Raw genomic sequence first — 25,256 nt, forward strand, 5'->3', positions numbered from 1 at the left:
CGGGTATCTTTACTTGATTGCAGAAATCGCGGCCGTCATAGCAGCTTTGGTTTCCTCGATGTCGGCGTCGTTATGAGCAGCCGAAAGATACATCAAACCGCGCGGTATGATCTGAACGTTGCGGATGAGTAGCTCTTCTGCAAAAGCCGCTGTTGCCTTCCGGTCCACCAGCGCCGTATCTGCAAGGGATTGTACCTGAGGCGTGTTGACGAACACTTGCAATGCCGACCCGACGCGAGAAGCGCTCAACACAATTCCTTGCTCGGCAGCGGCTAGGCTTAAGTGACTACGGAGATCTTCGGCCATGCTGTCGATTTGGTCGTAAAGCCAATCCTTGTTGTTGCGGAGATATTTGATACAGGCAATGGCCGCTGCGACACACAAAGGATTCCCGTTGAATGTGCCACGATGAAGCAAACGCCCTGTAGCAAGAGGCTCCATGGCGGCAGCCGAGCCTGTGACCGCCGAGATGGGTACGCCGGCACCCATCGCTTTGCCAATCACGGCGATGTCCGGCGTTACGCCATAGGTTTGCTGGGCGCCGCCCAGAGACAGGCGAAATCCGGTGATCACTTCATCGAATATCAGTATAACGCCGTGGCTTTTGGTAATGGCGCGCACTTCTTCCAGGAACCCTGCAGGTGGGGCAATGCACCCGCCGTTGATCGCCGCGGGTTCCAGGATTACGGCGGCATGTTCCGTTGTGATTGCTTCAGCTAGACCTTTGGCATCGCCCCAATCAAGTAAGGTCAAAGATTGCGCGGCCGATGTATCCTGGCCCAGCGTTGCCGGACCGTCGCTGGAAACATCGTTGCCAAAGGAGAGGCTGTCCAACCAACCGTGATAGTTGCCGCGGAACTTGATGACCTGATTCCTGCCCGTGACAGCCCGCGCAATCCGGAGAGCCAGGTGATTTGCCTCCGACCCACTGTTGACGAAGGCGGAAATCTCCGCGCAGGGCAGAGTGTCGCAGAGCAACTCCGCCAACTCTGCTTCACCTTCATGGATGGAGGCGGTACGTAGGCCGAGCGACAATTCATGGGTCAATGCGTCCATGACACAAGCGGGGCTATGCCCAAGAATCAAAGGCCCATAGCCAAGAGCGTAGTCAATGAAACGCACGCCGGTTTGATCTGTGATATGGGCGTTTCTACCTTGCTTTGTCACAATTGGCGCGGGCTTCTGGTTACCGCGCGGCGTCGAAGAGGCGCCGTAGCCTAACGTCTTTAGTGCCCGCTCCCGGTAGGTTTTGCCATAATCGAATGCAGATTTTGAATTGGTCAACGGCGCCTCTGTGGTTCGGCTTTGTGTCTGGCATAATGTCTTAAAGTATTATCATTAATGCAAATCGGAAAACAAGGGCAGCCTCGCTGGTCGCGTTAATGGTCAACAGCGTAGCTGATTCCATCAAACCCCAACAATCCACCGGGGAAACTGTGAGGCTCGGATTAAAATTAAGATTTAGCCGCAGCGGCCTTTTCGATGACCTGCCGGTCATGGTCCATTTGGTCGCGCATGTAGAACATGCTTCCCATGAACTCAATACCACTGGCCATTGCATCCATCACGAGGGCAACCACGTCGGGTGTGCGGAGTCGATTGCCCTCCAGGAGGTACTCGTCGGGAACCTCGATCATACCCAATGTAGCATATGACTTGATGTACTTTTTGAGATGGTCGCAAGACCAGTTCATGGTGAGGTTGAGTGGACATCGAAGATAGGTGCTAGGCGAGGTATGCCAGATGGAAATTCCTTTATCGTCCTTAAGCTCAAACTTAAGGCTGACGGATGAATTGAAGCCAAACTCACTGCGGAAGATTTCATTTGAAATCGACTGACAGCAATCGAGGATATCCGGCATCTCGTTACTTTTGAGAACAACCGAAACCTCCGAAGGCATCCGGCGGCCACTGTAAGAAACGGTAACCAGGCGTCCTTCCGCCTTGTCCGGGGCAGACTCATCAACAGTAATTTTATCAATTGATAGGTTGTAGCTGTCAGTTTCGTACATGCAGTTTTTAACCTTTATGGTATTTCTCAATCATAAACCTCAGGCCATGTTCCGCAAGTTCGATCTCGACAGCCATAAATGTATTTAGTATCATACTAGATACATATTAAGTGCAGGCCGGTACCGGGGCCCGCGCCCACTTTACCGGCGAGGCAAATTGTTCATGACATCAAAGGCTAACTCTCGAGTGCTGATTTGCGGCGCGGGGCCGGTCGGACTGACCGCGGCATTGGTTTTATGTCGACGTGGCGTGCCCTGCATTATTCTCGAACGGCGAGAGCAGCTCAATACCGCCTCCAAGGCATCAACCTTTCATCCCCCGACGCTGGAGATATTGGAAGAACTCGGCTTGCTCGGCCAAATGCTGCAGCAAGGATGCCTTGCGGATCGAATCCAATACCGTCATGTCGACGGCACGGTCTTTGCAGAGTTTAATCAGGGCATTCTCGCGAATGATACGCGCTGCCCCTTTCGAATGCATCTCGAGCAATCGGCGATCACGCCACTGCTCCTTAAGAATGCGTTGGATACCGGGTTGGCGGAGATCAGGTTTGGCGCTGAGGTTGTGAAAGTTGGGACCGACGCAGATGGGGCCTGGGCCGAACTGAAGGATGGTTCAAAGTTTCAAGGTACTTACCTGATTGGCACGGATGGCGCCCATAGTGTCGTGCGCGGCTCGCTTGGGTTATCCTTTGCAGGTGAAGATTATCCGGGTCGGGTGCTCCGGCTTATGGTGCGTGATGACCTGAATGAGTTTTTACCTAGCGTGGCCGGGGTGTCCTATCTCTACACCGACGATCATCGCTCCATAAGCCTATTGGAAATGCCCGATTGTTGGCGGGTTATCATCCGCGTGCCCGACGGGATTAGCGATGAAACCGTCATGAAGCCGGAATGGTACTCACAGGTGCTGGAGGAATTCATTCCCGCGTGTAAAGGCAGGGTCGATGTGATCCGTACGGATATTTACAGTGCCAGCAAAATGCTTGCGGAAACCAATTTGGTTGGCCGGATCGCCTTGGCCGGCGATGCGGTCCATCTGACCAATACCCGCGGCGGGATGAACATGAACTGCGGGATTCACGATGCCTACATACTGGCCGCGGCAATCGAGAATGCGATCCAAACAGGATCCCATAATCAGGTGCAAGAGGCACAGCAGGAGAGATTGCGCGTAGCGCGCGACGAATTGTTGCCGCGAACGGATCGGAACGTGGTGGGCAAGGAAGAGTGGCTTGCCTACATCACCGATGTTGCTGCCGACGAAATCAAGGCGCGGGAATATCTGCTCGGGAGTTCGATGATCGACATTTCGCCCAGCCGAATGAAGGTCAAAGACACGGCGCGAGAGGGGGCAAGGGGATGAGTGTCAGCAGCCCTTCGATCCCTCCGGCCATTATGAATCCTACCCATCGTGTCGCCGTGCTGGTGCCCCCGTCCAACCCCACGGTCGAGCCTGAAACGCGGTTCTTGCTGCCACCCAATGTTGGGGTTTTCTTTTCTCGTTTTCCGCAAATGCCGGACAAGGATTTGGACGGCCGCAACGCCGCCTACTTGGGGCTCTATGACAAACACATTCGGGATTTCGGTGCTATCAACATCGACGCCTTGATGATTGGGCTGACAGGGCCGTCTTACCGTTTGAACCCGGACGGCGATGATGCGCAGTGCCGCCGTCTCTCCGACAGTTTGGGTAAGCCAGTCGGCACGGCGAGCAAGGCGATCTCGGAAGCTTTGAAAGAAACGTCGGCAAAAAGCATCACCTTGGTATCACCCTATCCAGACTGGCTGACGGCGCTTTCCGTCGCATTCTGGGAGGCGCAAGGGTTTGCGGTGGCGAAAACCTTGAAGATGTCAGAGGAGTTTCGTGCTTACGACCTGACAACCGAAGAGGTCGCCGGTGCTTTGACGCGGATTGCGGGTGAGAAGTCAGACGCAGTCGTGCTTAGCGGTACCGGCATGTTAACCATTCCGGCGATCCGCGAGGTTAAGGGTAAGACTGGAAAGCCGTTGCTTTCCTCCAATCTTTGCGCAGCCTGGTGGCTTCTGCGTCGCTTGAAGGTTGCCGAGGCGCCGTGTTTGGCCGAGGTTGCGCCGGAACTGTCGCTCTGAGTGGACGATTTTTCCTGCTCGACTGGCAGGCTATGTCAAACTAGACGGCAGAAATCTTTGGGGATACTGTGCCCGCATGATAAACACGCGTTCCACGAATAACCCCGCAAAAACTCCTAAGGAACGTTCGATTTCGGACGTGATCCCCTTGTATTTCAGCGTCTACCTAGTGCTGCACAAGGACATAACGGAAGGTAAGTATCCCGATGGGGTGGCGCTGCCAAGCGAGCAGGAACTGGCAAAGCGCTTTGGGGTATCTCGTGTGACGATCCGGCGAACGATGTTGCTTCTGGGCGAGGCGGATATGATCGTTCGCCAGCGCGGCCGGGGAACTTTTGCCAACCCGTCTGCGATTAAAAAAACTGAAAGCTCGAACTTCAGCGGCCTGACTGAGAATATAAAGGCGTTCGAGGAAGAAACGTCTGTCAGGATACTGGAGTATGCGCCGGCCGAGCCGCCGGAATGGGTGCTTACGGCCGCGGGAAGCGAGAACGCCGGCCCGATGCTCAAGATTGTGCGCGTACGCAGCACGGCATCGCAGAGTTTTTCCTATTCGGTTTGTTACGTACCCTATCCGGAAGCCAACCTCTTGTCGGTCGAAAGCCTGAGCAACCGCACGATCATGGCGCTTTTGGAGGCAGAAGGAGCTATCGCCAAGCATGTTGATCAGCGTCTGACGGCGGTCGCTGCCACACCGGAGATTGCCGGTTTACTCGGCATCAATGTCGGGGAGCCGCTTGTCACCGTACGACGCCTGGTGCGTGACTCAAGCAATAGGCTTATCGAGGCTATTCAGGTTTTCTATCGGCCGGACAGCTTTGAGTATCAGGTTTCGCTTTCCCGCGAAGCCACTTTGGGAGAAGCGCCGCGCTGGGTGTCCAGTTCGACAGCGTAAACTGCGCCGAAATCCCTGCGCAGCGGTATGTTTTCGGTACCTTCGTTGCTTTTCAGCGCCGCGTGAAGGGGTTGGCAATCTCAACTCCGGTCGATAGCCAAACGCTCTTGAGTTCAAGATACTCCATCATTCCCGCGATACCGCCTTCGCGACCGATGCCGCTCATCTTGAAGCCGCCGAAGGGGGAGGTGGTGCTGGTCGAGCGATAGTTGTTCACCCAAATGGTGCCTGCACGGACGCGCTCTGACATTCGGATGCCGCGGGCGAGATTCTCAGTCCAGATTCCTGCCGCCAGCCCAAATTGTATGTCGTTGGCAATCGCCACCGCATGATCCTCGTCGTCGAAGGGAATGACCGCGAGGATGGGGCCGAAGACTTCTTCCTGGGCAATTCGCATAGAGTTATCGACGTCGGCGAAAATCGTTGGCTCAAAGAACAGACCGTTCGGGTAGCCTTCCACGACAGCGCGTTTGCCGCCACGCACGAGGCGAGCGCCGTCGTTGATGGCGATCTGGACGTAATCCTGAATCTTACGCATCTGAGGTTCCGTGGAAATCGGCGCGATCTGCGTTTCCGGGTCGGACGGATGGCCAAATCGGACACCATCGAGGAAGCGGTCGAGCTCATCCAAAAATGCATCGTGAATGGATCGTTGCAACAAGAGCCGGGAACCGGCGACGCAGGTTTGGCCGGAGGCGGCAAAAATGCCCGCGACGGCGCCTTTTATTGCCTTCGAAAGATCCGCGTCCTCGAAGATGATGTTGGGGGACTTCCCACCGAGTTCCATGGTCACGCGCTTCATGGAACGTGCGGCCTGTTCGTTGATGATCCGTCCGGCCTCCGGGCCTCCGGTAAAGGCAATGCGTTCGACGTGCGGGTGTGAGACCAGGGCGTTGCCCATCTCGTTTCCGTAGCCGGTGACCACGTTCACGACCCCTTTGGGAAAGCCAGCCAATTCGACGAGCTTAACGAACTCCAGAAGCGATGCCGACGTAAACTCCGAGGGCTTCAGAACAACAGTGTTGCCGGCGGCTAGCGCGGGCGCCAGCTTCAGACTGGTCAAGGGGAGGGGGGAATTCCATGGCATGATGCAGGCCACGACGCCGACCGGCTCATAACGGGTGTAGTTCAAGACACCCGGCTTATCCGTTGGAATGGTTGCGCCTTCTATCTTGTCCGCCAGGCCGCCGTAGTAATAGTAGTAGTTGGCCATATAGCGCATTTGGTTACCCAACTCGGCGATCAGCTTGCCGTTATCCTTCATCTCTACGGCAGCCAACCAATCGGCATTCTCGGTAATCAGGTCGCCGAGCTTCCTCATCAAGGCGCCGCGGGCAGATGCGGTGAGGCCGCGCCATGCCTTGTTCTCAAAGGCATCTTTCGCTGCCTGACAGGCGCGATCGACATCATCCGGCGTTCCGCGGGGAATCTCCGCCCAATCCTCGCCCGTCACCGGGTCCTGGCTGCGAATCGCCGCGCCCTTGCATGGTGCGACGAATTCACCGTTGATATAGAGTTGGTAGCTGACGAGCCCATCACTGTTTACCGCCGTGGGCTTGATGTCTGTGTTCGAAGGTGCCGGGAGAGGGGACTGAGCCATGATATCGAATTGGTCCAAATGTTATAAAGTAGCTATTATAATACAATGCGATAAACGCATTGCAACGCCTAACTCGCGCTAGGAACCTCCCCCTTCATACATTTTCCGTCGCATAATGTTGAAAGAAAAATTTGCACCCAAACAAAAAAGTATTAAGGTATTATCATTAATACTAACTGCTAATCATGGTATCGAGATTGGTTGCAAGACCGTCATGTCCCGGGACGCGACCAGAAGCCTTCATAGCAATGACAGGGGAAAGAAGTATGAGAACCATAGCTAAAGTAACAGTTGTCGCCTTGGTGGCGGCCCTGGCTCCGCAGGTGTCTGCGGCGCGCGACCTTATGATCGTGGGTTTCGGCGGCGGCTACCAGGATAGCGCGCGCGAACACCTATTCGAAGCTTATGAAGCCGCTTCCGGCGTTCCAGTCAGCGATGACGTGTACAACGGCGAAATGGCGAAGATCTACGGCATGGTTCAAGCCGGGGATGTAACCACCGATATCATCATGGTTGAGGCGCCTGAGTTGCTTCGTGGTTGCGAGGACGGCGTCTTTGCGCGGATTGACTACAGCGTCATTGATGCGTCGAAGTTCATTGACGGCGCCGTGCACGAGTGCGGTGTGGGCGCAACCGGTTGGGGTGCGGCTCTGTTCTATGATAAGGCACGCCACGAAAACGGCCCATCGACTTTCGCCGAGTTTTGGGACGTAAAGACGTTCCCCGGCAAGCGCGCCATGCGCACAGGGCCGAAAATGACCTTGGAGGCCGCTTTGATGGCTGATGGCGTTCCGGCGTCGGAAGTCTATACGGTTCTGTCAGCGCCCGGTGGCGTTGATCGTGCCTTTGCCAAGTTGGATGAAATCAAAGAGCACATTACTTGGTGGAAATCCGGTGCACAGCCGTTGCAGTTAGTCGGCAGCGGTGAGGTGGATTATGCGTTCGCCTACACGGGTCGTGTCATCAAGGCAAATTCCGAAGGTGCGAACTATTCCATGAGCTGGAATACGTTGCTTTATTCTATCGACTACTGGGCCGTTGTCGAAGGCTCTCCGATGTCGGCGGAAGCGATGAAAATGATCGATTGGATCACGGATGAAAAGCCCTTGCTTTCTCAGGCATCGGTCTGGCCGATTTCTCCGGCGAACGCCAGTGTTAACCAGAATGCCGAGGTGCGTGCAGCCAACCCCGGCATGGTTCTGAATCACAGTGACGAAGGGTTGTTCCTGAACACGGAATTCTGGATCGCCAACGGCGACGATCTTGAAGCCAAGTTCACCGCCTGGGCCGCTCAGTAAACTTGACAAGTCTGGGTCGGGGCACCTTCGTAACGAGGTGCCCCGATTTTTTTGCCTGCAGCATAGGTCTGCCATGTCCCGCAACAACCGCATCTCTTTCCTCTTGATCGCTCCCTTGCTTGCCCTTGTTATGGCGGGATTTGTTCTGCCGATTGGCTATACGTTGCTGAAGGCGATCGATAATCCTCAGGTGACGGCGGCTTTGCCACGAACAACGGCTTTGTTGTCGCAGTGGGACGGCCGCACCGTGCCGGACGAGGGTGTCTTCGTCGCCTTCATGGAAGATATGACAACAAGCCGGGAGAACCGGACGTTTGGTTCAATGACCCGGCGCTTGAACTTCGAGGAGAACGGTGCACGCACCCTTCTTTTGAGCGCGCGCAGGGCGGCTCCGGAATTGAGTGCGCCCTATTCAGTCAGCCTGCCCGAGAGGGTGCCCGAGTTCGGTGAACCGGGGATTTGGCGCCTCATAAAGGCTCATTCGAACCCTTTTACCGCCTCTTATCTTTTGCGAGCGCTCGACCTGCGGATTGCATCGAGTGGCCAGATCGTCTCAGTGGATGACGATCAGGCCATCTTCCTCGACTTGTTCGAGCGCACATTCGTCATCAGCATCTGGGTGACGGTCTTTTGTGTGCTTTTGGGCTACCCAACAGCCTACTTCATTTCCAGCCTGTCTGATCGGGCCGCGAGTTACGCGATGCTTTTCGTGTTGATTCCATTTTGGACGTCCATTCTGGTGCGTACAACCGCTTGGTTCATCCTGCTTCAGCGTGAGGGGCCAGTAAACGCAACGCTCTTGGGTGCCGGGATCGTCAGCGAGCCGGTCGATATGATTTTCACGCGATTTGCCGTCTATGTCGCGATGGTTCACGTCCTGTTGCCATTCTTGATTCTGCCGCTCTACAGCGTAATGAAGCGCCAACGCAGCGAGTATCTGAAGGCCGCAGCGTCCCTGGGCGCTCCCCCGTGGCGGCAGTTCGTCAGCATTTATCTGCCGATGACCATGCCCGGTGTCGCCGCCGGCGCCGTGATCGTATTCATGCTTTCGGTTGGCTTTTACGTGACGCCGGCATTGGTCGGCGGGCTCCAGGACCAGATGGTCAGCTATTACATCGCTTTCTTCGCGAACCAGACGATCAATCTGGGAATGGTTGCGGCTCTTGCTTTCCTGCTGCTTCTTTTCACCGCCATTTCCGTCGCCGTCACGCGCAAGCTCGTTCCTGGGCTTGGCGGCACCATCAAGGCTTGAGGGGGGGCGAGGTCATGATGCGCTTTGCCGTGCCGATATTCGCAGTTCTTGTACTGCTGTTTCTCGTCTCGCCGATTTTCGTGATTTTCCCGCTGTCGTTCTCCTCCGGTAACATTCTGACCTTGCCGACGCCCGGCTATTCGCTCCAGTGGTACGAGGATTTCTTTCTCAGCGAGCGGTGGCTTCTGGCGACCAAGAACAGCTTTGTCGTTGGTTTCGCAACAATGTTTGCAGCGACGTTGTTGGGGACGCTGGCGGCTTTCGGTATCAATATGGCGAAGTTTCCGGGGAAGCAGATCATCGTCGGTACCCTGGCGTTGCCGATGGTCGTGCCGTTGATCGTGACCGCCGCCTCCATGTACCTGGCATTCTCACTGGTGGGGCTGGCGAATTCCCTCTGGGGGTTGGTCATCGCACATACGATCATAGCGTCGCCCTATGTGGTTATTACCGTGCTGGCGTCATTGCAGACCTTCGACATGAACCTGTTGCGTGCATCGCTATCGCTTGGAGCGCCACCAGCCCGGGCCTTTTATGAAATCGTGCTGCCGATGATCCTGCCCGGCGTCGTTGCCGGAGCCATCTTCGCCTTCGCTATATCGTTCGACGAGTTGGTGATTGCCATCTTCATCACCAGCCCCGGTGAGTTCACCTTGCCGCGGCAAATGTTCGCTGGTTTGCGCGAGTTCCTAAGTCCGACGATCACCGCGGCTGCTGTCGTGATGGTCGTTCTGTCGTTCATTCTTTTGTTCATTACCGAGACCGTTCGCCGAGCCGGTGAGCGGACGAAGCTGGGCAAGTCACCGTCCTGAGGGAGTTTTGATGGTCAAGGCCGAAAATGCGCTCGTCGTTTTTGACGATGTCAGCAAAACCTATGACGGCAAAGTGAAGGTCGTCGAAAACTTGAACCTGGAGATTGCCCGGGGCGAGTTCCTGACTCTGTTGGGACCATCAGGGTCCGGCAAGACCACGACCTTAATGATGCTGGCCGGCTTTGAAGTGCCGAGTGCGGGTCGAATCCTATTTGACGGCACGCCCTTGGTCGACGTTCCTACCTACAAACGCAATTTCGGCATGGTGTTCCAGAACTATGCGCTGTTTCCGCATATGACAGTGGAGGCGAACCTCGCGTTTCCATTGCGCATGCATAAGTTTCCCCGCGCTGAGATCGCCGAAAGGGTGCGCCAAACGCTGGATATCGTGAAGCTGGGGCACCTGGCGGACCGCAAGCCGCAGCAACTCTCCGGTGGCCAGCAGCAGCGCGTGGCCTTGGCGCGCGCTTTGGTCTTCAATCCTCGAATGGTCTTGATGGACGAGCCGCTGGGCGCGCTGGATAAACAACTGCGCGAGCATATGCAGATTGAAATCAAGAAGATCCATGATGATCTCGGGATCACCATGCTCTATGTGACACATGACCAGACGGAAGCGCTGACCATGTCCGACAGGATCGCGGTCTTCAACGAGGGACGCATCCAGCATATTGGCCCTCCGACGGAAGTCTATGACAGGCCGCAGAATGCCTTCGTCGCTTCGTTTATGGGTGAGAACAATACTTTCCATGGAGAGGTTCTTGAGCGAAACGGCGACGAAGTAACCGTTCGTTGCGACAATGGAGGCGCTGTTGTGCGTGCGATTGCAAACGAACCGTTACAGCGCGGCGACAGGGTCCAGGTCATGGCGCGCCCGGAACGTATGCATATCGACCGCCAACTGACGGTAGAGAATGGATTCCAAGCCACGGTGGAAGGTGTCATCTTTCATGGCGACCATCTGCGCTTGAGCTTGCGAGTCGAAGCCCTCGGGCCGATTGTATCGAAGTTACCTTTCGAGGAATCCCGTCAGTCTTACAGTGCAGGCGACAGCGTGACGGTCGGTTGGGCCGCAGCAGGCATGCTTGCCTTTCGGGCAGAGGCGTAAAGACACGATTGGATAGGCTCTTAGCCACCGACCTGCCGAGCGCTTGAAGATTCGCACAAGGTAAAACCCGTCGCTCATGCTTATATGATAGACTGTGACCTTGACGAGCCAGATGTTGGCTTGAAAGTTGTCTCTGTTAGTGGTTTTGCCCTCGCACGAGGGCTCGGTATGGGTTGTGAATAGCAAATCCCCACTTGTTGGAATTGAGCCCTGCGATTCGAGCGCTAAGGCGCCGTCGCCTTTGAAGATCGAGCCTGGCGCCGATTTGCGGGCGTTGACCGCGCCCTACGGAACGCCAAAGGTTGTGCGGAGCATTAGCCAGATAGCGAGCTCTTTTGGCGGATTCTTTATCGTATGCGTGGCGATGTATCTTGCATATGGCTGGTTCTTTTGGCTTGTCCCTGCGTTAGCCGTTGTCGCAGCCGGGTTCCTGGTAAGAATCTTCATTATCCAACATGACTGCGGTCATGGTTCTTTCTTCAAATCCAGGCGTGCCAACTCTTTCGTTGGTGTTTGCTGCAGTCTGGTGACCCTGGCTCCCTACGCAAGCTGGCGCCGCCAGCATGCTGGTCATCACGGTATCTGGAACGACCTCGACAGGCGCCAAAGCGGTGCCGATATCTACTCGTCCTGTATCACGGTGGCCGAATACGAGGCGCTCAACAGGCATCAAAGGTGGCTCTATCGCCTTGGGCGGCACCCGATCGTATCCAACATTCTTCTGCCGCCATTTGTCTTTATCCTGCTTTACAGGGTTCCCTTTGATACTGCGAAATCCTGGCGACGGGAGAGGCGAGGGGTCTTCATCACAGACATTGCCCTGGTTGCGGTGGTGCTGGTGTTGGGATTGCTGATCGGATTTGAGCGCGTTGCAGCCGTCCAATTGCCGATAATGGTGATTGCCTCCATCATTGGTGTCTGGCTGTTTTCGGTACAGCATCGCTTCGAGCAGAGCTACTGGGTGCGGCATGATGAATGGAACTTCAACCAGGCGGCGCTTCTAGGTTCATCCCACCTGAAGCTGCCGCGCCCGCTACAGTGGTTTACCGGAAACATCGGATTCCATCATGTGCACCACCTCAATCCGCACATTCCGAACTACCGGCTGCAGGAATGTCACGATGCCAACCCTGTTATGAGCGAGGCCCCGGTTCTTACGTTCTGGAGTGGTTTACGTCAGGGGCGTTTTGCGCTGTGGGACGAGCATTTGAGGCGCATGGTGCCATTCAGGCGCACGTCAGGAGCGGCGTAGTCTCAGCTATTCCTGGACGCGCGCCTATATCATCGCCCGCTCTTATGGACGCCGATCAGTTGTGTTCGGTTGTTGGATCGATGATCCGTAAGATTGGCGTGATCTTGGTTGCGGGAAACCCGGAAAGCTTGGAGTGCTCGTGAATTGCCGCTTCATCTTCGGCGAGATAAACGCAAAAAGTTTTGTTCCCCGCCACGTAAGAATATTGCCATTGAATCTTTGGTTTGAGTTGGCGCAGCGCTTCATTGGATTTGCTTGCAGCACCTTGAAGCTGCTCGCGTTTGAAAGTGCCAACCTCAGGGATTTCACGCTCTATCATGAACATATGCATTGTTCAGATTCCTTGTTACAGGCCGAGTTGAAGGAAAAAATATAGACGAAAAAAAACCCGCCCCCAAACAATATCAAATGAGAAACCGCAGGGCCGACACGGGTACGAGAAATCGAGCCGAAGAAAAACTAGGCTTTGTTCTGATTACTGTCCATGAATGTTTTCGAGCGTAGCACATGACCTGTAGAGGGCAACCAACCTGACGCATCAGAAAAATAGCTTGCGAGCAATTCTTGCCTTGCAGTGAAACCAGCCTCCATTGCGCTCCTCAAAATAACGCTGACCGAGTATCCCGGTTTCGGTTCTGGTTTCGATAGGCGGATTAAAGCTGGCGATGTCTTCCGGCGGAATCAAAACGCAAACAGGCAAGAGAAACCAGGCGAGACTGGCAGTGAAGGCGAAGCAAGCCAGGACCGGCGCTATCCAGCGGCGTCGACGGAAAAAGGAGTAGGACAAGGCAAGTGCGGTCAGCCCAATGACGGTACTTAGGATAATTGCAAACCCCAACCGCGGCTCCTCCTGTTTTTAATGTTCGAGCGTTCCCCGGTTTAGTCATCCAGGCAGTAACAGGTCCTGAAGGCCGTGTGAGAGTCGGGCCCGGGCGCACACAGGCGGTAACCGGCCGCCGCCAAGCCTTTTGGTTCCAGGCGCTTTTGGATTTCGGCCCACTCCGTGGGTTTGCCCTGTAGGATGCTCTCGTGTCGCAAAATCGCATCAAGCTTGCTGCTGAGATCGGCAGTCATGTCGTAGGCGCCGGCGGCTATCCATAACGCCGAGAGGTTCGATCCGAGGTTGTAGATAGGATCAGTGACAGGCGAATAGTTTTTTGAGGCGCAGCCCATCTCCGGCTTTTGGTCCGCGGTGCAAAGCGCAATGCCATAGCTTCTACTGTTGAGGCAAATTTGCTTGGGGTCGGGAAGATAGTCCACGGTTCCCGGAAGCAGAGCATAGGCAAGCGGCGTTACTTCGGTTTCGGAAAAGCGGCGGGATGACAGCCACTTTTCGTTCGGGCTCTCGGCCACCGGGTTCTCGAAGACTTTCTGGAAGAGCACCGACTTTAATAGCGTGAGGTTGCCAAGGGGGCGGTCGAGATAGTTGTTCTTCAGGTACCCGCTGCCGCTCGTCTGGCTGGCGGAAAGCTTTTCTCTTGAGACGCTCAGCTCCGGTCCCATTCTGATTTCAGGGGACAGGATCAAGGCTTTGATTCCGGCAGCGTGATGCAGCTCTAGCGTTACTTCCAGGCCGATCGGGCCATCAAACCCGGGCCATAGGATCGGCGTTTCCTTGTAGTTCCTGATCTCCACCGTATCTGCAAGGCGCCAGCCCTCGTATCGTGCGAGCAGAAGTGACACCATTGCGCTGCCATGCGCGATCAAGGGGATGGAAAGGATGAGCCAACCGATCATCGCCTTGGCCAAGGATCGACCCACAGCCAGCCACCAGCCAAGCCCAAGGAGCAAGGCCACGCCAACCATCCCTGCGAGAATCGGCATGTCGCCCCATGACGAACCCTCTTTTACGAAGGGTATTATCAGGACGAGGCCCAGCGCGGAAACGCAGCCGATCAGGAGTAAGAAGATTACGCGCAAAAGGATCGCCAAGCCGCACCTCGATCCACAAATCCAGCAGGAATGCCAGCCTCCTCAAGCGTCGAGGAAAGGACAGGAATCTTGATTTACTCCGTTCGACTATACCAGCTGCAGCGATCACCGGAACAGCAGGACTGGAATCAGGCAGCTTCGCATCATCACCGTCGTGGTACTGCCCAGAATGAGGCTCCGAAGGGGAGAGTGCCCATAGGCACCCATCACCAACAGGCCAATGTCTTGCTCACTGACATAGCGTCGGATGATCTCTTCCTTAGCGCCGCTTATCCGGCGAATGACCGCCGAGGGGAGGCGCTCGGCAGCCCAAGATAGGTCCACCTGGTTGGTCGACTCAGCAGTGCTTGCCATCACTACATGGCACTCCAGTCCTTTTGCAAGCGGGGAAGCGGCCATGAACTCTACCGCCTTGCGTGCGCTGGGGCCGCCGTCAAAAGCGACCAATGCCTTTTTCGGTTCGGTGAAGGCCCGCGAGGCTACCAGCACCGGGCGCGTGCTCTCCCGCGCAACGCGCTCCACCTTGCTGCCCAGATGCCCCTTGGCAAAGTTCGCTGAGGCACCGCGCTTGCCGATCACGATAATATCGGCGTCGCTTTCGCGCTCGATTACCGTTTCCACGATCCCGCCATGGCGCTGGAGCGTCGCGATCCGGGTCAGTCCCTTGGCGCGGATACGTTCTTCGGCGGCCTGGAGTAACAGGCGGCCGCGTTCGCGCGCCAATCGGGCTTCCGCCTCGTCAATTGAAACCAGTTCTTCCAGAAGCGCGCTCTTGGCGCCCAAGCCGACGGCCCCGCTGAGATCATGACGCGCGGCGACAGCGTCATTGCGTTGAATGACGTGAAGAAGTTCGATAGCAGCCGCAAGCCGTGCAGCAGCCCAGGCCGTGTGATCGCTAACACTGTCCGCATAGAGTGAATCATCGATACAGGCGAGTATCTTTTTCATGTCCGGCATCCCATCAGTGGCTCGCGAATTCATCGACTGCACCCGGCTTTTCATACAAGGAGAAACGGTCGATCATTGCAGCGCTTGCTTCTGTAACGCCGACCAGTTTGACTGTGGTGCCCTCGCGGCGGAATTTCATGACAACCCTGTCCAGCGCCGCAATGGCGGAGATGTCCCAGAAGTGTGCCTGACTGACATCGATGACGACAGCGTCTAGGACTTCCTTGAAGTCGAAGGCACTGGCGAAGCGGTCAACCGAAGCAAAAAATACCTGGCCAGATACCCGGTATCGACGGGTGAGGCCACCAGGAAGAAGTGCCGACTGGATCGCGAAAAGCCGACGGACCTTGCTGGCAAAAAAGATGCCGCTCAGCAACACGCCGGCCAAGACGCCTTGCGCCAGGTTATGGGTCCACACCACGACAACGACGGTAGCTATCATGACGACGGACGAATGCCAGGGGTGGGTCCGTAGATCCTTGATCGAAGACCAACTGAAAGTCCCGATGGACACCATGATCATCACCGCGACGAGGGCAGGCATGGGAATTTGAGCCACCAATGGTCCCAATACGACGATGAGAAACAGCAGGAATACGCCCGCGACAAAAGTAGAAAGGCGCGTGAAACCTCCTGATTTAACGTTGATCACAGACTGGCCGATCATTGCGCAACCGCCCATGCCGCCCAAGAAGCCCGTGAAAAAATTGGCCACACCCTGGCCCATTGCCTCACGCTGCTTATTGCTGGGTGTATCGGTCAGATCATCGACAATCTGCGCGGTCAGCATCGATTCCAGCAGGCCAACAGCCGCCATCGTGATCGAGTAGGGGAGAATGATCTGCAGGGTCTCCAATGTCAGGGGAACATTTGGGAGCAGCAAGTAAGGAATGGACGTCGGAAGCTCACCCATATCGCCCACCCGGTTGACCGGGAGATCTAGCCAGATGACCAGGGCCGACAGGATGACGATGGCGATCAGGGGTGAGGGAACGGCTTTGCTGATCCGGGGAACGCCGTAGATGATGCCCAAGCCGCCAGCCACCAGCACGTAGGTTACCCAGGTCACGTCGGTGAGTTCCGGCAACTGCGCTAGAAAGATCAAAATGGCCAGCGCGTTGACGAACCCGGTGATGACAGATCGCGAGACGAACAGCATCAATCGGTCGACCTTCAGCAAGCCGGCGCCGATTTGCAGCAGGCCCATCAAGATCGTGGCGGCGAATAGATAGTCGACACCATGGTCGCGCACCAACGGGCCTATCAAAACGGCGATAGCGGCAGTTGCTGCGGAGATCATCCCGGGACGCCCGCCTACCAGCGCGGCGATCACTGCAATCGAGAAGGACGCATAGAGTCCGACGCGCGGATCGACACCGGCAATAATTGAAAAGCCAATGGCCTCTGGAATCAAGGCGAGGGCGACGACCAGCCCAGCGAGGATATCGCCGCGCGGATTAGATAGCCAATCGCGGCGAAGCGTAGCTGCGGTTTTCATCAATAGTTTGTTGCCTGCAACGGAAAGGTAAAATGGCCTCCCGGCAAAGGCGATTACCAATGCGGGAACCATAAAGGGTGTGAGGGGCTTGTGCCCAACACGCAATCGAAGCAGGCAGTCCGTAGACAATCAGGCGTTATATTGCAAGTGCGAAGAGATTATTGTGGTGGCATGGCGGCTATGCTCCTTGCAGCAGGCCCTGTCCGATGAAGGTCGTTTCGATGTTTCGAATATTTGCGACATACCAGGGGACGACCTGCTTGCGCTCGCTTCAATCTGCCTGATCCCCCAGGGAGCGATTGATACTATTGGTGTATCACTGCAGGACTCGCTGAAGCGTTACGCAGGCAGGTCGACCGTGCCTACCGAAGGATCAAGCGGCTTTCGCCCACTTCGGCAGGAATTGCGAAAACTGCTCGTTGACAGGTGGTTTGGCCACGTGATTGGCGTAGTTGGTGAGGGTTTTCACCGCTACGCCGAGAATGACATCAAGAACGTTGGCTTTTGTGTAGCCGGCGGCAAAGAAAGTATTGATGTCCGTATCGTCTGCCCAACCGCGTTTGTCGGTCAATGTCTCGGCAAATCGACGGAGCGTTTCCAGCTTCGTATCGTCCAGCGGGGCGCCCTCTTGAAGGTTCTCAATATCGTCGGCGCTCAAGCCGTTCATGCTGGCCAGCATGCTGTGGGCCGCTGTGCAGTACTCGCACCTATTCTTGACGGAGACCGCCAGCATAACGACCTGCCGTTCGGCTTGTGTAAGTCCGATGTCATCGGAATCATAGGCGCCGAGTAGGCCAAGGAGACCGTTCATGGTTCCCGGGGCCTCTGCGAAGACAGCAGCCAAGTTTGGTACGAAACCATACTTCAGCTTGATCTGCTCCAAGGTTGCCCGGGAAGCTTCGGGTGCTGTCTCGAGGGTGTGAATGGCAAAGCGCGACATTAGAAACCTCATAAGTGATTTGGAAACATATTATGTGCAAAGATGTCTAAAAATAAAAGCCGGTCAAGACTATTTTTACTCATAAATGTACAAAAATAATTACTGGCCAATTGACTGATATTCTGCGGTTCTTGAAGGGAACGTTCCCAAGCAAGCAATGGCGTTTGACGCAACATAGGGGTTTTTGTACATTATTGTATGATTTTATAACTGCGTAGGCGGCGACGTTTCGCTGATTCACGATGCCGGACCATTCCACGATAAAGCGCGCGCACCGAGGGCGGGGCAGACCGCTGGAGTTTGATCGGGCAACGGCGGTCCGGCAGGCATTGGACGCGTTCTGGCGCCGTGGATATCAAGGGGTTTCGGTTACAGATCTGGCCGAAGTCATGTCGATCACCCGTACCAGCTTTTACAATTCCTTCGGTGACCGTCAGTCGGTGTTCAAGGAAGCGCTGGACGTTTATCGCCGCGAAGCGCCGGACAGTGCGCTGGCGGACATCCCCGCAGGGGTTGCAGTCGTTCCAGCAGTCAGACAGGTATTTCGGAATATTTGTCGCGCTCGAATCGAAGATCCAGAGGCAAGAGGGTGCCTTGTCGTCAATACGCTTGGACAAATGGGCAACCTCGAGGGCGAGGTCGACAGCTACTTAAAGCGAGCGATCAGCAACGGGACAAAAGTTATTGAGCGGCTCTTGAGCCAAGCAGTGGAGCAGGGGGAGATTCCCCCAATCGCCGACCTCAAGGCTGCAAGCAAATCCTTCGTTGCCTTTCTGATCGGTTTGAACACGCTTTCCAAAGTGGTGCGCGATGAATCGCAGCTTTGGGATCTTTGCGAAAACTTTCTCGAACGATATGGATTCTGAGAATCGCCTTGATGGGTTCATCGGATTGAATTGTGGCTTATGTCGCCTGTGGGGTTTTCTTATGTTTGCCGGGGCCTCGTGATCTTAACCCCAATCCTGGAACGGCGTTTAGAGTTCGTGCTGTCAATGCGTGATTGTTATTGCCATCAAGGGCACTCGAATGCCGTAAAGGTGGTATAAACTGTAGAATCCTTGAATGATTTTCTACGAATCGGCGTGCAAAAATGCGACGAATTATCGCGACTATGGCGCGTAGACTAATTGTGAACCTCCTGTCAAAATGGAAATGCGAAACCCTGGTATCGAATAATAGCATACCTATGTAGGCGAGTTATTAGCGATCGTGCGGGCCACGCTACCACCAAGGCGTTGTGAAAACGGGGGCGGGTTCGGATTGCAAAGAGGAGGAAGGTCCGCTTTGCGTCCTCGTTCGTGTCTGTCGGTCTTTGAGGGAGGGCCGGCCACGTGTTTCAGGAAACGCTGGTGTTACAGGAGGGGGAAAACAGGGGCTTCGGCTTCAAATAAACATTGAGCAGGAGGGTGCCGGGTATTGAGTAACGCCAACGCGGACGATTTTGTTCTCGAGACCGTAGGGCTAACAAAGAGCTTCAAGGGATTCGTCGCAGTCAACAATGTCTCGCTGAAAGTCCGAAGAAATACGATCCACGCACTGATTGGACCGAACGGGGCAGGCAAAACCACAGTCTTCAACCTCATTACTAAGTTCCTTGAACCGAGTGCCGGGCATATCCACTACAATGGCCGCGATATCACGCGGACTTCGCCCGCAGATATCGCGCGTCAGGGCATGGTTCGGTCGTTTCAGATATCCGCCGTTTTTCCGCACCTTACTGTGCTGGAAAACGTTCGCATCGCGTTGCAGCGGCCAGTTGGAGTTTCATTCCATTTCTGGCGTCCCAAAACCATCCTCAACCGTTTGAACGACCGCGCTCTTGAGCTGCTGGAGGATGTCGGTTTGCAGGATGCCGCGGGTTCGCTGGCCGTTGAACTTCCGTATGGTCGCAAGCGGGCCTTGGAGATCGCAACGACGTTGGCCCTGGATCCAGAGGTTATGTTGCTGGACGAGCCGATGGCCGGCATGGGACGTGAGGATATCGAACGTGTTGCCGCTCTGATCAAACGCCTTTCCGCAAACCGCACGGTTCTCATGGTTGAGCACAACCTGGATGTTGTCGCCAATCTGTCGGACTGCATCACGGTTTTGCAGCGCGGCGAGATACTGACAGAAGGCAAGTACGAAGCCATTTCAGAAGACCCGCGGGTCCGGGAAGCCTACATGGGGAATGTCGATGCCTGAGGCCGCAAGCGAAACAGCCACGATCCAAACTAGTCCCAAGCACACCCTGCTAAGCGTTGCCGACTTACATGCCTTCTATGGCGAGTCACACATTTTGCACGGCATGAATTTTACCGTGAATCGGGGTGAAGTCGTGACCTTGCTCGGCCGCAATGGGGCCGGAAAGACTACGACCTTGCGCGGGATCATGGGCATGGTCGATCAACGCAAGGGCCGTGTTGAATTTGACGGTACGGAAATCATTGATCTTTCATCCGACAAGATTGCGCGCCGTGGCATAGCTTACTGCCCGGAAGAGCGCGGCATCTTTGCTAGCTTGGATGTGGAAGAGAATCTAATGCTGCCGCCAAAAATTCGGGATGGTGGCATGTCGGTGGAGGAGATCTACGAGCTCTTTCCCAACCTGAAGGAACGGTTACGTAGTTCTGGAACGAAGCTGTCCGGCGGCGAGCAGCAGATGCTGGCGATTGGTCGCATTCTTCGTACAGGGGCAAAGCTCTTGCTGTTGGACGAACCAACGGAAGGACTGGCGCCCATTATCATTCAGCAGATTGGCGAAGCTATTCGGCGCCTGAAAGCCCGAGATTTCACCATTCTGCTGGTTGAGCAGAATTTCCATTTCGCAGCGACCGTGGCTGATCGCCATTACGTCGTCGAGCACGGTCGCGTCATCGACGAAATCGCGAATAGCGACGTCAAAGCAAACCTGGAAAAACTGCACGACTATCTCGGGGTCTAAGACCACGGTCTCGATGACCTAATTATCAATCATTCAAGGAGGCATTCTCATGAGACTAGGAAAGACAGCATTGTTGGGCGCGGTATTTGCCCTGGCGGCAGGCTCGGCGCACGCCGATATTTCCGATGGCGTGCTCCGAATCGGCGTTCTCAACGATCAATCCGGTCTCTACACGGACTTGGGCGGCCCGGGATCGGTAGAAGCCGCAAAAATGGCGGTAGAGGACTTCGGTGGAACGGTCAACGGCATGCCGATTGAGATCGTCTCCGCCGACCACCAGAACAAGCCGGACATTGGATCCAACATCGTGCGTCAGTGGATCGACGTTGACGGCGTGGACGTAATCGTAGACGTGCCGACATCATCTGTCGCTCTGGCGGTCCAGAAGGTGACGGCTGAAAAAGATACGGCGTTCTTGATGAGCGGCCCGGCGAGCACGCGGCTGACTAATGAGGATTGCGCGGCAACGGGTGTGCATTACTCCTACGATACCTATGCCCTGGCGATCGGTACCGGCAAGGCGATGGTTCAGGAGGGCGGCGACACATGGTTCTTCCTTACCGCCGACTACGCTTTCGGTCATTCGTTGGAGCAGGATACTTCGAACGTTGTTGAGGAAAACGGTGGCAAGGTCCTCGGTGTGGTCCGTCACCCGCTCAGCAGCTCTGATTTCTCTTCCTACCTGCTGCAGGCACAGGGTTCGGGCGCCAAGGTTATCGGACTGGCGAATGCCGGTGGCGATACCACCAACTCCATCAAGCAGGCCAGCGAGTTCGGCATCACGCAAAGCGGGCAGCGTCTGGCGGCTTTGCTGATGTTCATCACTGACGTTGACGCTCTGGGGTTGGACGTGGCCCAGGGCCTGACTCTGACCACCGGTTTCTACTGGAACATGAATGAAGAGACCCGCGCCTTCGCGGATCGTTTTGCTGCTCGCATGGACGGCCAGCGGCCGACCATGGTCCAGGCCGGCGTCTACTCTGCCGTGGCGCACTACCTCAAGGCTGTGGCTGAAGCCAATGACGATGGCGGTAAGGCCGCTGTCGATCAGATGAAGAAATTGCCGATCAACGATTTCTTCGCAACGAACGGTACCATCCGCGACGACGGCCGCATGGTGCATGATATGTATCTTGCACAGGTGAAGACTCCTGCTGAGTCGACCGGTAAGTGGGATTACTACAACATCTTGAGGACGATCCCCGGGGATCAGGCTTTCCAGCCGCTGTCCGAAAGCCGTTGCCCGCTCATCAAAGGCTAATCAGAGCGAGGAAATGAGGGGCTCCCGGGATGACAGACAGTCGTTCCGGGGGCTGCTTTTCCAGTAGAGGAACGATGGAATGCAAGAATTGCTGGGCGTGCCCGCCGCCGTACTCTTCGGACAGCTATTGCTTGGCTTGATCAACGGCTCTTTTTACGCGTTGCTGAGCCTTGGTCTTGCCGTGATTTTCGGCATGCTGAACGTTATCAATTTTGCACACGGCGCTCTTTATATGACGGGGGCGTTCGTAGCCTGGATGCTGCTCAACTATCTGGGAATTGGTTATTGGCCGGCTTTGGTCTTGGTGCCTATCGCCGTGGGGGCGCTGGGCGTTCTCATGGAGAAAACCATGTTGAGCCGCCTTTACAAACTGGATCACCTATACGGGCTATTGCTCACATTCGGCCTTGCGCTGATTATCGAGGGCCTTTTCCGCAATGGGTACGGCGTTTCCGGTCAGCCTTATCCTATCCCCGATATTCTCAGCGGCGGCTACAATCTCGGGTTCATGTTCCTGCCGATTTACCGAGGCTGGGTTATCATTGCCTCGCTTATTATCTGTTTCGGGACCTGGTTCCTGGTAGAGCGCACCCGTTTTGGCGCCTACCTGCGGGCCGCTGTCGAGAACCAGCAATTGGTGCGCGCCTTTGGCATCAACGTGCCTTTGCTGATGACGATGGCGTTTGGGTTTGCCGTCGCACTGGCCGGGGTCGCGGGCGTTCTCGCCGCGCCGATCTATCAGGTTAGTCCGCTGATGGGGCAGCAGGTGATTATCGTTGTCTTCGCCATCGTCGTAATCGGTGGATTAGGGTCTATTATGGGGTCCATTATCACAGGCTTGGGAGTCGGTATCATCGAAGGCTTGACCAAGACCTTCTACCCTGAAGGGTCTGCGGTGGTGGTCTTTGTGCTTATGGCAATCGTCTTGGTGTTGCGTCCGCATGGACTTTTTGGGAGGCCTCGGACATGACCGATATAGCGTCGTCTAAGCAGGACACCGGGATGGGGGCGAATAAGATTCGCAAGGCATTGATAGCGCTGGGTATCTTGCTGTTGCTGCTGGCCCCTTTCATTGGCATTTATCCCGTGTTTGTGATGAAGCTGTTGTGTTTCGCGCTGTTTGCCTGCGCCTTCAATTTGATGCTGGGGTATGTCGGGTTGTTGTCATTCGGGCACGCCGCCTTCTTCGGGATGGCGGCCTATGTAACCGGCCATTCGGTCAAGGTGTGGGGATTGACACCAGAGGTTGGGATCATAGCAGGGGCTCTGGTTGCCGCTGTGTTGGGGTTGGTGATCGGTTCTCTGGCAACGCGACGCCAGGGCATCTACTTTGCGATGATCACGCTCGCACTGGCACAGATGGTGTACTTTTTCAGCATTCAAGCACCGTTCACCCACGGCGAAGATGGAATTCAGGGAATTCCGCGGGGATTTCTCCTGGGATTGGTGGATTTATCCGACACTCTAAACATGTACTACTTCGTGGTTGGGGTGTTTCTTTTCGGGTTCCTGGTTATCTACCGCACGATCAACTCGCCTTTCGGTCAAGTCCTGAAGGCGATCCGCGAGAATGAGAATCGCGTTATCTCCCTGGGATATCGCGTAACGCATTACAAGATCGCAGCCTTCGTCATATCGGCCGCTTTTACCGGCGTTGCCGGGGGCACAAAAGCGATCGTCTTCCAGGCCGCAACGCTGACGGATGTGCATTGGCAGATGTCCGGCGAGGTCGTGTTGATGACATTGGTTGGCGGCGTGGGGACGATATTCGGCCCGGTGATTGGGGCCGGCTTGTTGGTGGTGTTACAGAACTATCTAGCCAGCGTAGGCTCCTGGGTTACCGTGATCACAGGTGTGATATTTGTGGTTTGCGTGTTGGCCTTCCGGCGCGGAATCGTCGGCGAGATCGCGGAACGCCTCAAGCGATAGCCCCGCAGCCAACATCGCTATAAGAGAAAACGGGCGCTTCTCAAACACAGAAGCGCCCGTTTTCTTTAGCTAGCTATCGCCTATCTATTTGTTCACTTGAACAGCGAATGTGATGCTCGACGACGCACCACTTTGATCCGTCGCAGAGATGGTGACATTCTCGGTAATCGAGGCACCTTTAGGACCGGTCACATTTGGCGTTGAAAGATTCAGAGTAGAGCCACTGACCGACGCCCACGACGGCCCACTCGTCATGCTGAGTGAGAAGGAGTCTCCGGCACTATCTTCAAACCAACCGGACATATCGATAGACCCGCTGGTTTGCCGTGGCATCTCGACGATTCCATGATTGGCTAGCGGGAAAGGCGCGTTTCTCATACAAAATGGTTGCAGGCTTAGATGCCGAAATGATCTTGTCAGAAAGGTAACCTTGCGCGGTAGAATTGTTATGTTATAACAATTCGTGAGAAGCAATTTACGCCAAGGGATACTTTTTGATGTTCAGGCCTTTAGCCATCTGTGTCGTTGCTGCGGCAATATTTCTGACAGCAAGCGTTTTCCCCAGACAGTCACGTGCCGAGCCGGCCGTAGTGGTCTCGATCAAACCGATTAACTCATTAGTTGCGGCCGTGATGGAGGGCGTGGGGGAGCCCTATCTTCTCGTGCGCGGTGGCGGGTCACCGCATAGCTTCAACCTGAGCCCATCGGACGCTCGCGCCCTTGAGGGAGCGGATCTCCTGATTTGGGTGGGACGAAACCTTGAGCAGTTCTTGGAAGGACCTCTTGAGGCACTGCCGCATTCTGCCGCGGTGGTTTCGCTGGCGGCCTCGGACGGTATTGGGCTGCTGGCCTATAGAGAGCACGCCGAAGCCCACGATGCACATAACTTGGGGTCCCAGGGCAGTGATTCTGCCCCAGAGGGGCATGATCATCATAATGAGGACGATTACGACCCACATCTTTGGCTTGATCTGGGCAATGCCCGGGCGATTGTGAGTCTTGCCGCAACGTTGCTTTCGCAACACGACCCGTCGAATGAATCACTCTACGCAGACAATGCACAGAAAACGCTGGTTCGGCTTGATGCTTTGGAACGGTCGATGGAAAGTCGGTTGGCGCCAGTCAAGGACAAAGGCTATCTGGTGTTTCACGATGGTTTCCAGTATCTGCAACGTGCGTTCGACTTGAACGAGGTGGGTGTCGTGATCTTGTCACCGGATCGCCAGCCGGGCGCCCGGCGCGTACGTGAAGTGCGCGAGCTTTTGAAAGCCAGTGGCGCAGGTTGCATTTTTGTCGAGCCGCAGTTCAAGCCGGAGATTGTCTCCATTATCACCGAAGGCCTGCAAGTGAAGGTGGCGGAAATCGACCCGCTGGGCGCTGATTTGGAGGATGGGCCGGAGCTGTACTTCACCTTGATGGAGCGTAACGCTGCCGCTCTGGCAAAATGTCTGGGCGGGAACCAGTGATGACCTTGCGCGGCCCGC

The 25,256-nt window shown here is 55.6% G+C and carries 25 protein-coding genes; 15 read left to right on the plus strand and 10 right to left on the minus strand.

Annotated features, from left to right (window positions below; all coding sequences use genetic code 11):
• Window positions 1-9 precede the first annotated feature (9 nt).
• Both FHR98_RS08200 and FHR98_RS08205 read right to left on the minus strand, forming a co-directional pair.
• Window positions 10-1,284: an aspartate aminotransferase family protein gene (locus tag FHR98_RS08200; protein WP_183416204.1), complete on the minus strand. Its 1,275-nt coding sequence runs from the start codon at window positions 1,282-1,284 to the stop codon at window positions 10-12.
• A gap of 170 nt (window positions 1,285-1,454) precedes the next feature.
• Entirely contained in the window at window positions 1,455-2,012 is a 558-nt protein-coding gene (locus tag FHR98_RS08205) for a hypothetical protein (protein ID WP_183416205.1), read from the minus strand.
• A 163-nt stretch (window positions 2,013-2,175) separates the two neighbouring features.
• Here FHR98_RS08205 and FHR98_RS08210 point away from each other — a divergent pair, with 163 nt between their 5' ends.
• From FHR98_RS08210 to FHR98_RS08220, 3 genes are all read left to right on the plus strand, one after another.
• On the plus strand, window positions 2,176-3,378 hold the full coding sequence (locus FHR98_RS08210; RefSeq protein ID WP_183416206.1) for an FAD-dependent oxidoreductase: 1,203 nt from the start codon (window positions 2,176-2,178) through the stop codon (window positions 3,376-3,378).
• Entirely contained in the window at window positions 3,375-4,124 is a 750-nt protein-coding gene (locus tag FHR98_RS08215) for a maleate cis-trans isomerase family protein (RefSeq protein ID WP_183416207.1), read from the plus strand. The genes FHR98_RS08210 and FHR98_RS08215 overlap by 4 nt, the downstream gene beginning before the upstream one ends.
• A 76-nt stretch (window positions 4,125-4,200) precedes the next feature.
• Entirely contained in the window at window positions 4,201-5,019 is an 819-nt protein-coding gene (locus tag FHR98_RS08220) for a GntR family transcriptional regulator (RefSeq protein WP_183416208.1), read from the plus strand.
• A 52-nt stretch (window positions 5,020-5,071) separates the two neighbouring features.
• On the opposite strand, the gene FHR98_RS08225 is transcribed toward FHR98_RS08220, so the two are convergent.
• Window positions 5,072-6,619 (minus strand): aldehyde dehydrogenase, encoded by a 1,548-nt coding sequence (locus FHR98_RS08225; RefSeq protein ID WP_183416209.1) that lies wholly within the window; start codon window positions 6,617-6,619, stop codon window positions 5,072-5,074.
• Between the two features lie 266 nt (window positions 6,620-6,885).
• Here FHR98_RS08225 and FHR98_RS08230 point away from each other — a divergent pair, with 266 nt between their 5' ends.
• The 5 genes from FHR98_RS08230 (at window position 6,886) to FHR98_RS08250 (ending at window position 12,341) form a co-directional block, all read left to right on the plus strand.
• On the plus strand, window positions 6,886-7,917 hold the full coding sequence (locus tag FHR98_RS08230; protein ID WP_183416210.1) for an ABC transporter substrate-binding protein: 1,032 nt from the start codon (window positions 6,886-6,888) through the stop codon (window positions 7,915-7,917).
• 73 nt (window positions 7,918-7,990) lie between these two features.
• Complete coding sequence (locus FHR98_RS08235) at window positions 7,991-9,169, plus strand: ABC transporter permease (protein WP_183416211.1); 1,179 nt, start codon at window positions 7,991-7,993, stop codon at window positions 9,167-9,169.
• Window positions 9,170-9,183: 14 nt separating this feature from the next.
• Window positions 9,184-9,981 carry an ABC transporter permease gene (locus FHR98_RS08240; protein WP_183416212.1) on the plus strand — a complete coding sequence of 266 codons (798 nt, stop codon included), beginning with the start codon at window positions 9,184-9,186 and terminating at the stop codon, window positions 9,979-9,981.
• 10 nt (window positions 9,982-9,991) lie between these two features.
• Window positions 9,992-11,089, plus strand: a complete 1,098-nt coding sequence (locus tag FHR98_RS08245; RefSeq protein WP_183416213.1) for an ABC transporter ATP-binding protein — start codon at window positions 9,992-9,994, stop codon at window positions 11,087-11,089.
• 241 nt (window positions 11,090-11,330) lie between these two features.
• On the plus strand, window positions 11,331-12,341 hold the full coding sequence (locus FHR98_RS08250; RefSeq protein ID WP_221205804.1) for a fatty acid desaturase: 1,011 nt from the start codon (window positions 11,331-11,333) through the stop codon (window positions 12,339-12,341).
• A 55-nt stretch (window positions 12,342-12,396) separates the two neighbouring features.
• Here FHR98_RS08250 and FHR98_RS08255 read toward each other — a convergent pair whose 3' ends face one another.
• The 6 genes from FHR98_RS08255 to FHR98_RS08280 all read right to left on the minus strand — a co-directional run bounded on the left by FHR98_RS08255 (window position 12,397) and on the right by FHR98_RS08280 (window position 17,659).
• Entirely contained in the window at window positions 12,397-12,666 is a 270-nt protein-coding gene (locus tag FHR98_RS08255; RefSeq protein ID WP_246377639.1) for a DUF4242 domain-containing protein, read from the minus strand.
• A gap of 213 nt (window positions 12,667-12,879) precedes the next feature.
• Window positions 12,880-13,179 (minus strand): hypothetical protein, encoded by a 300-nt coding sequence (locus tag FHR98_RS08260; protein ID WP_183416215.1) that lies wholly within the window; start codon window positions 13,177-13,179, stop codon window positions 12,880-12,882.
• A 41-nt stretch (window positions 13,180-13,220) separates the two neighbouring features.
• Window positions 13,221-14,273, minus strand: coding sequence for a hypothetical protein (locus FHR98_RS08265; RefSeq protein WP_183416216.1), 1,053 nt, complete (start codon window positions 14,271-14,273; stop codon window positions 13,221-13,223).
• Window positions 14,274-14,378: 105 nt separating this feature from the next.
• Window positions 14,379-15,221, minus strand: coding sequence for a universal stress protein (locus tag FHR98_RS08270; protein WP_183416217.1), 843 nt, complete (start codon window positions 15,219-15,221; stop codon window positions 14,379-14,381).
• 13 nt (window positions 15,222-15,234) lie between these two features.
• Window positions 15,235-16,719, minus strand: coding sequence for a SulP family inorganic anion transporter (locus FHR98_RS08275; RefSeq protein WP_183416218.1), 1,485 nt, complete (start codon window positions 16,717-16,719; stop codon window positions 15,235-15,237).
• Between the two features lie 373 nt (window positions 16,720-17,092).
• Window positions 17,093-17,659, minus strand: coding sequence for a carboxymuconolactone decarboxylase family protein (locus tag FHR98_RS08280; protein ID WP_183416219.1), 567 nt, complete (start codon window positions 17,657-17,659; stop codon window positions 17,093-17,095).
• Window positions 17,660-17,901: 242 nt separating this feature from the next.
• On the opposite strand from FHR98_RS08280, the gene FHR98_RS08285 reads away from it, so the two are divergent.
• The 6 genes from FHR98_RS08285 to FHR98_RS08310 all read left to right on the plus strand — a co-directional run bounded on the left by FHR98_RS08285 (window position 17,902) and on the right by FHR98_RS08310 (window position 23,772).
• A complete protein-coding gene (locus FHR98_RS08285; protein ID WP_183416220.1) occupies window positions 17,902-18,525 on the plus strand; it encodes a TetR/AcrR family transcriptional regulator in 624 nt (207 codons plus the stop codon).
• Between the two features lie 550 nt (window positions 18,526-19,075).
• A complete protein-coding gene (locus tag FHR98_RS08290; RefSeq protein ID WP_183416221.1) occupies window positions 19,076-19,843 on the plus strand; it encodes an ABC transporter ATP-binding protein in 768 nt (255 codons plus the stop codon).
• A complete protein-coding gene (locus tag FHR98_RS08295; protein WP_322091231.1) occupies window positions 19,830-20,582 on the plus strand; it encodes an ABC transporter ATP-binding protein in 753 nt (250 codons plus the stop codon). The genes FHR98_RS08290 and FHR98_RS08295 overlap by 14 nt, the downstream gene beginning before the upstream one ends.
• Before the next feature lie 49 nt (window positions 20,583-20,631).
• Window positions 20,632-21,843, plus strand: coding sequence for an ABC transporter substrate-binding protein (locus FHR98_RS08300; RefSeq protein WP_183416222.1), 1,212 nt, complete (start codon window positions 20,632-20,634; stop codon window positions 21,841-21,843).
• Between the two features lie 79 nt (window positions 21,844-21,922).
• On the plus strand, window positions 21,923-22,813 hold the full coding sequence (locus FHR98_RS08305; RefSeq protein ID WP_183416223.1) for a branched-chain amino acid ABC transporter permease: 891 nt from the start codon (window positions 21,923-21,925) through the stop codon (window positions 22,811-22,813).
• 32 nt (window positions 22,814-22,845) lie between these two features.
• Window positions 22,846-23,772 carry a branched-chain amino acid ABC transporter permease gene (locus FHR98_RS08310; protein WP_322091239.1) on the plus strand — a complete coding sequence of 309 codons (927 nt, stop codon included), beginning with the start codon at window positions 22,846-22,848 and terminating at the stop codon, window positions 23,770-23,772.
• A gap of 84 nt (window positions 23,773-23,856) precedes the next feature.
• Here the strand turns inward: FHR98_RS08310 and FHR98_RS08315 are convergent, their stop codons facing one another.
• Window positions 23,857-24,105, minus strand: coding sequence for a hypothetical protein (locus FHR98_RS08315; RefSeq protein WP_183416225.1), 249 nt, complete (start codon window positions 24,103-24,105; stop codon window positions 23,857-23,859).
• A gap of 164 nt (window positions 24,106-24,269) precedes the next feature.
• Between FHR98_RS08315 and FHR98_RS08320 the strand changes: the two genes are divergently transcribed.
• Window positions 24,270-25,238 (plus strand): zinc ABC transporter substrate-binding protein, encoded by a 969-nt coding sequence (locus tag FHR98_RS08320; protein WP_183416226.1) that lies wholly within the window; start codon window positions 24,270-24,272, stop codon window positions 25,236-25,238.
• Window positions 25,239-25,256: the final 18 nt, after the last annotated feature.

This window comes from Limibacillus halophilus, from assembly GCF_014191775.1.
GTDB lineage: Bacteria > Pseudomonadota > Alphaproteobacteria > Kiloniellales > CECT-8803 > Limibacillus > Limibacillus halophilus.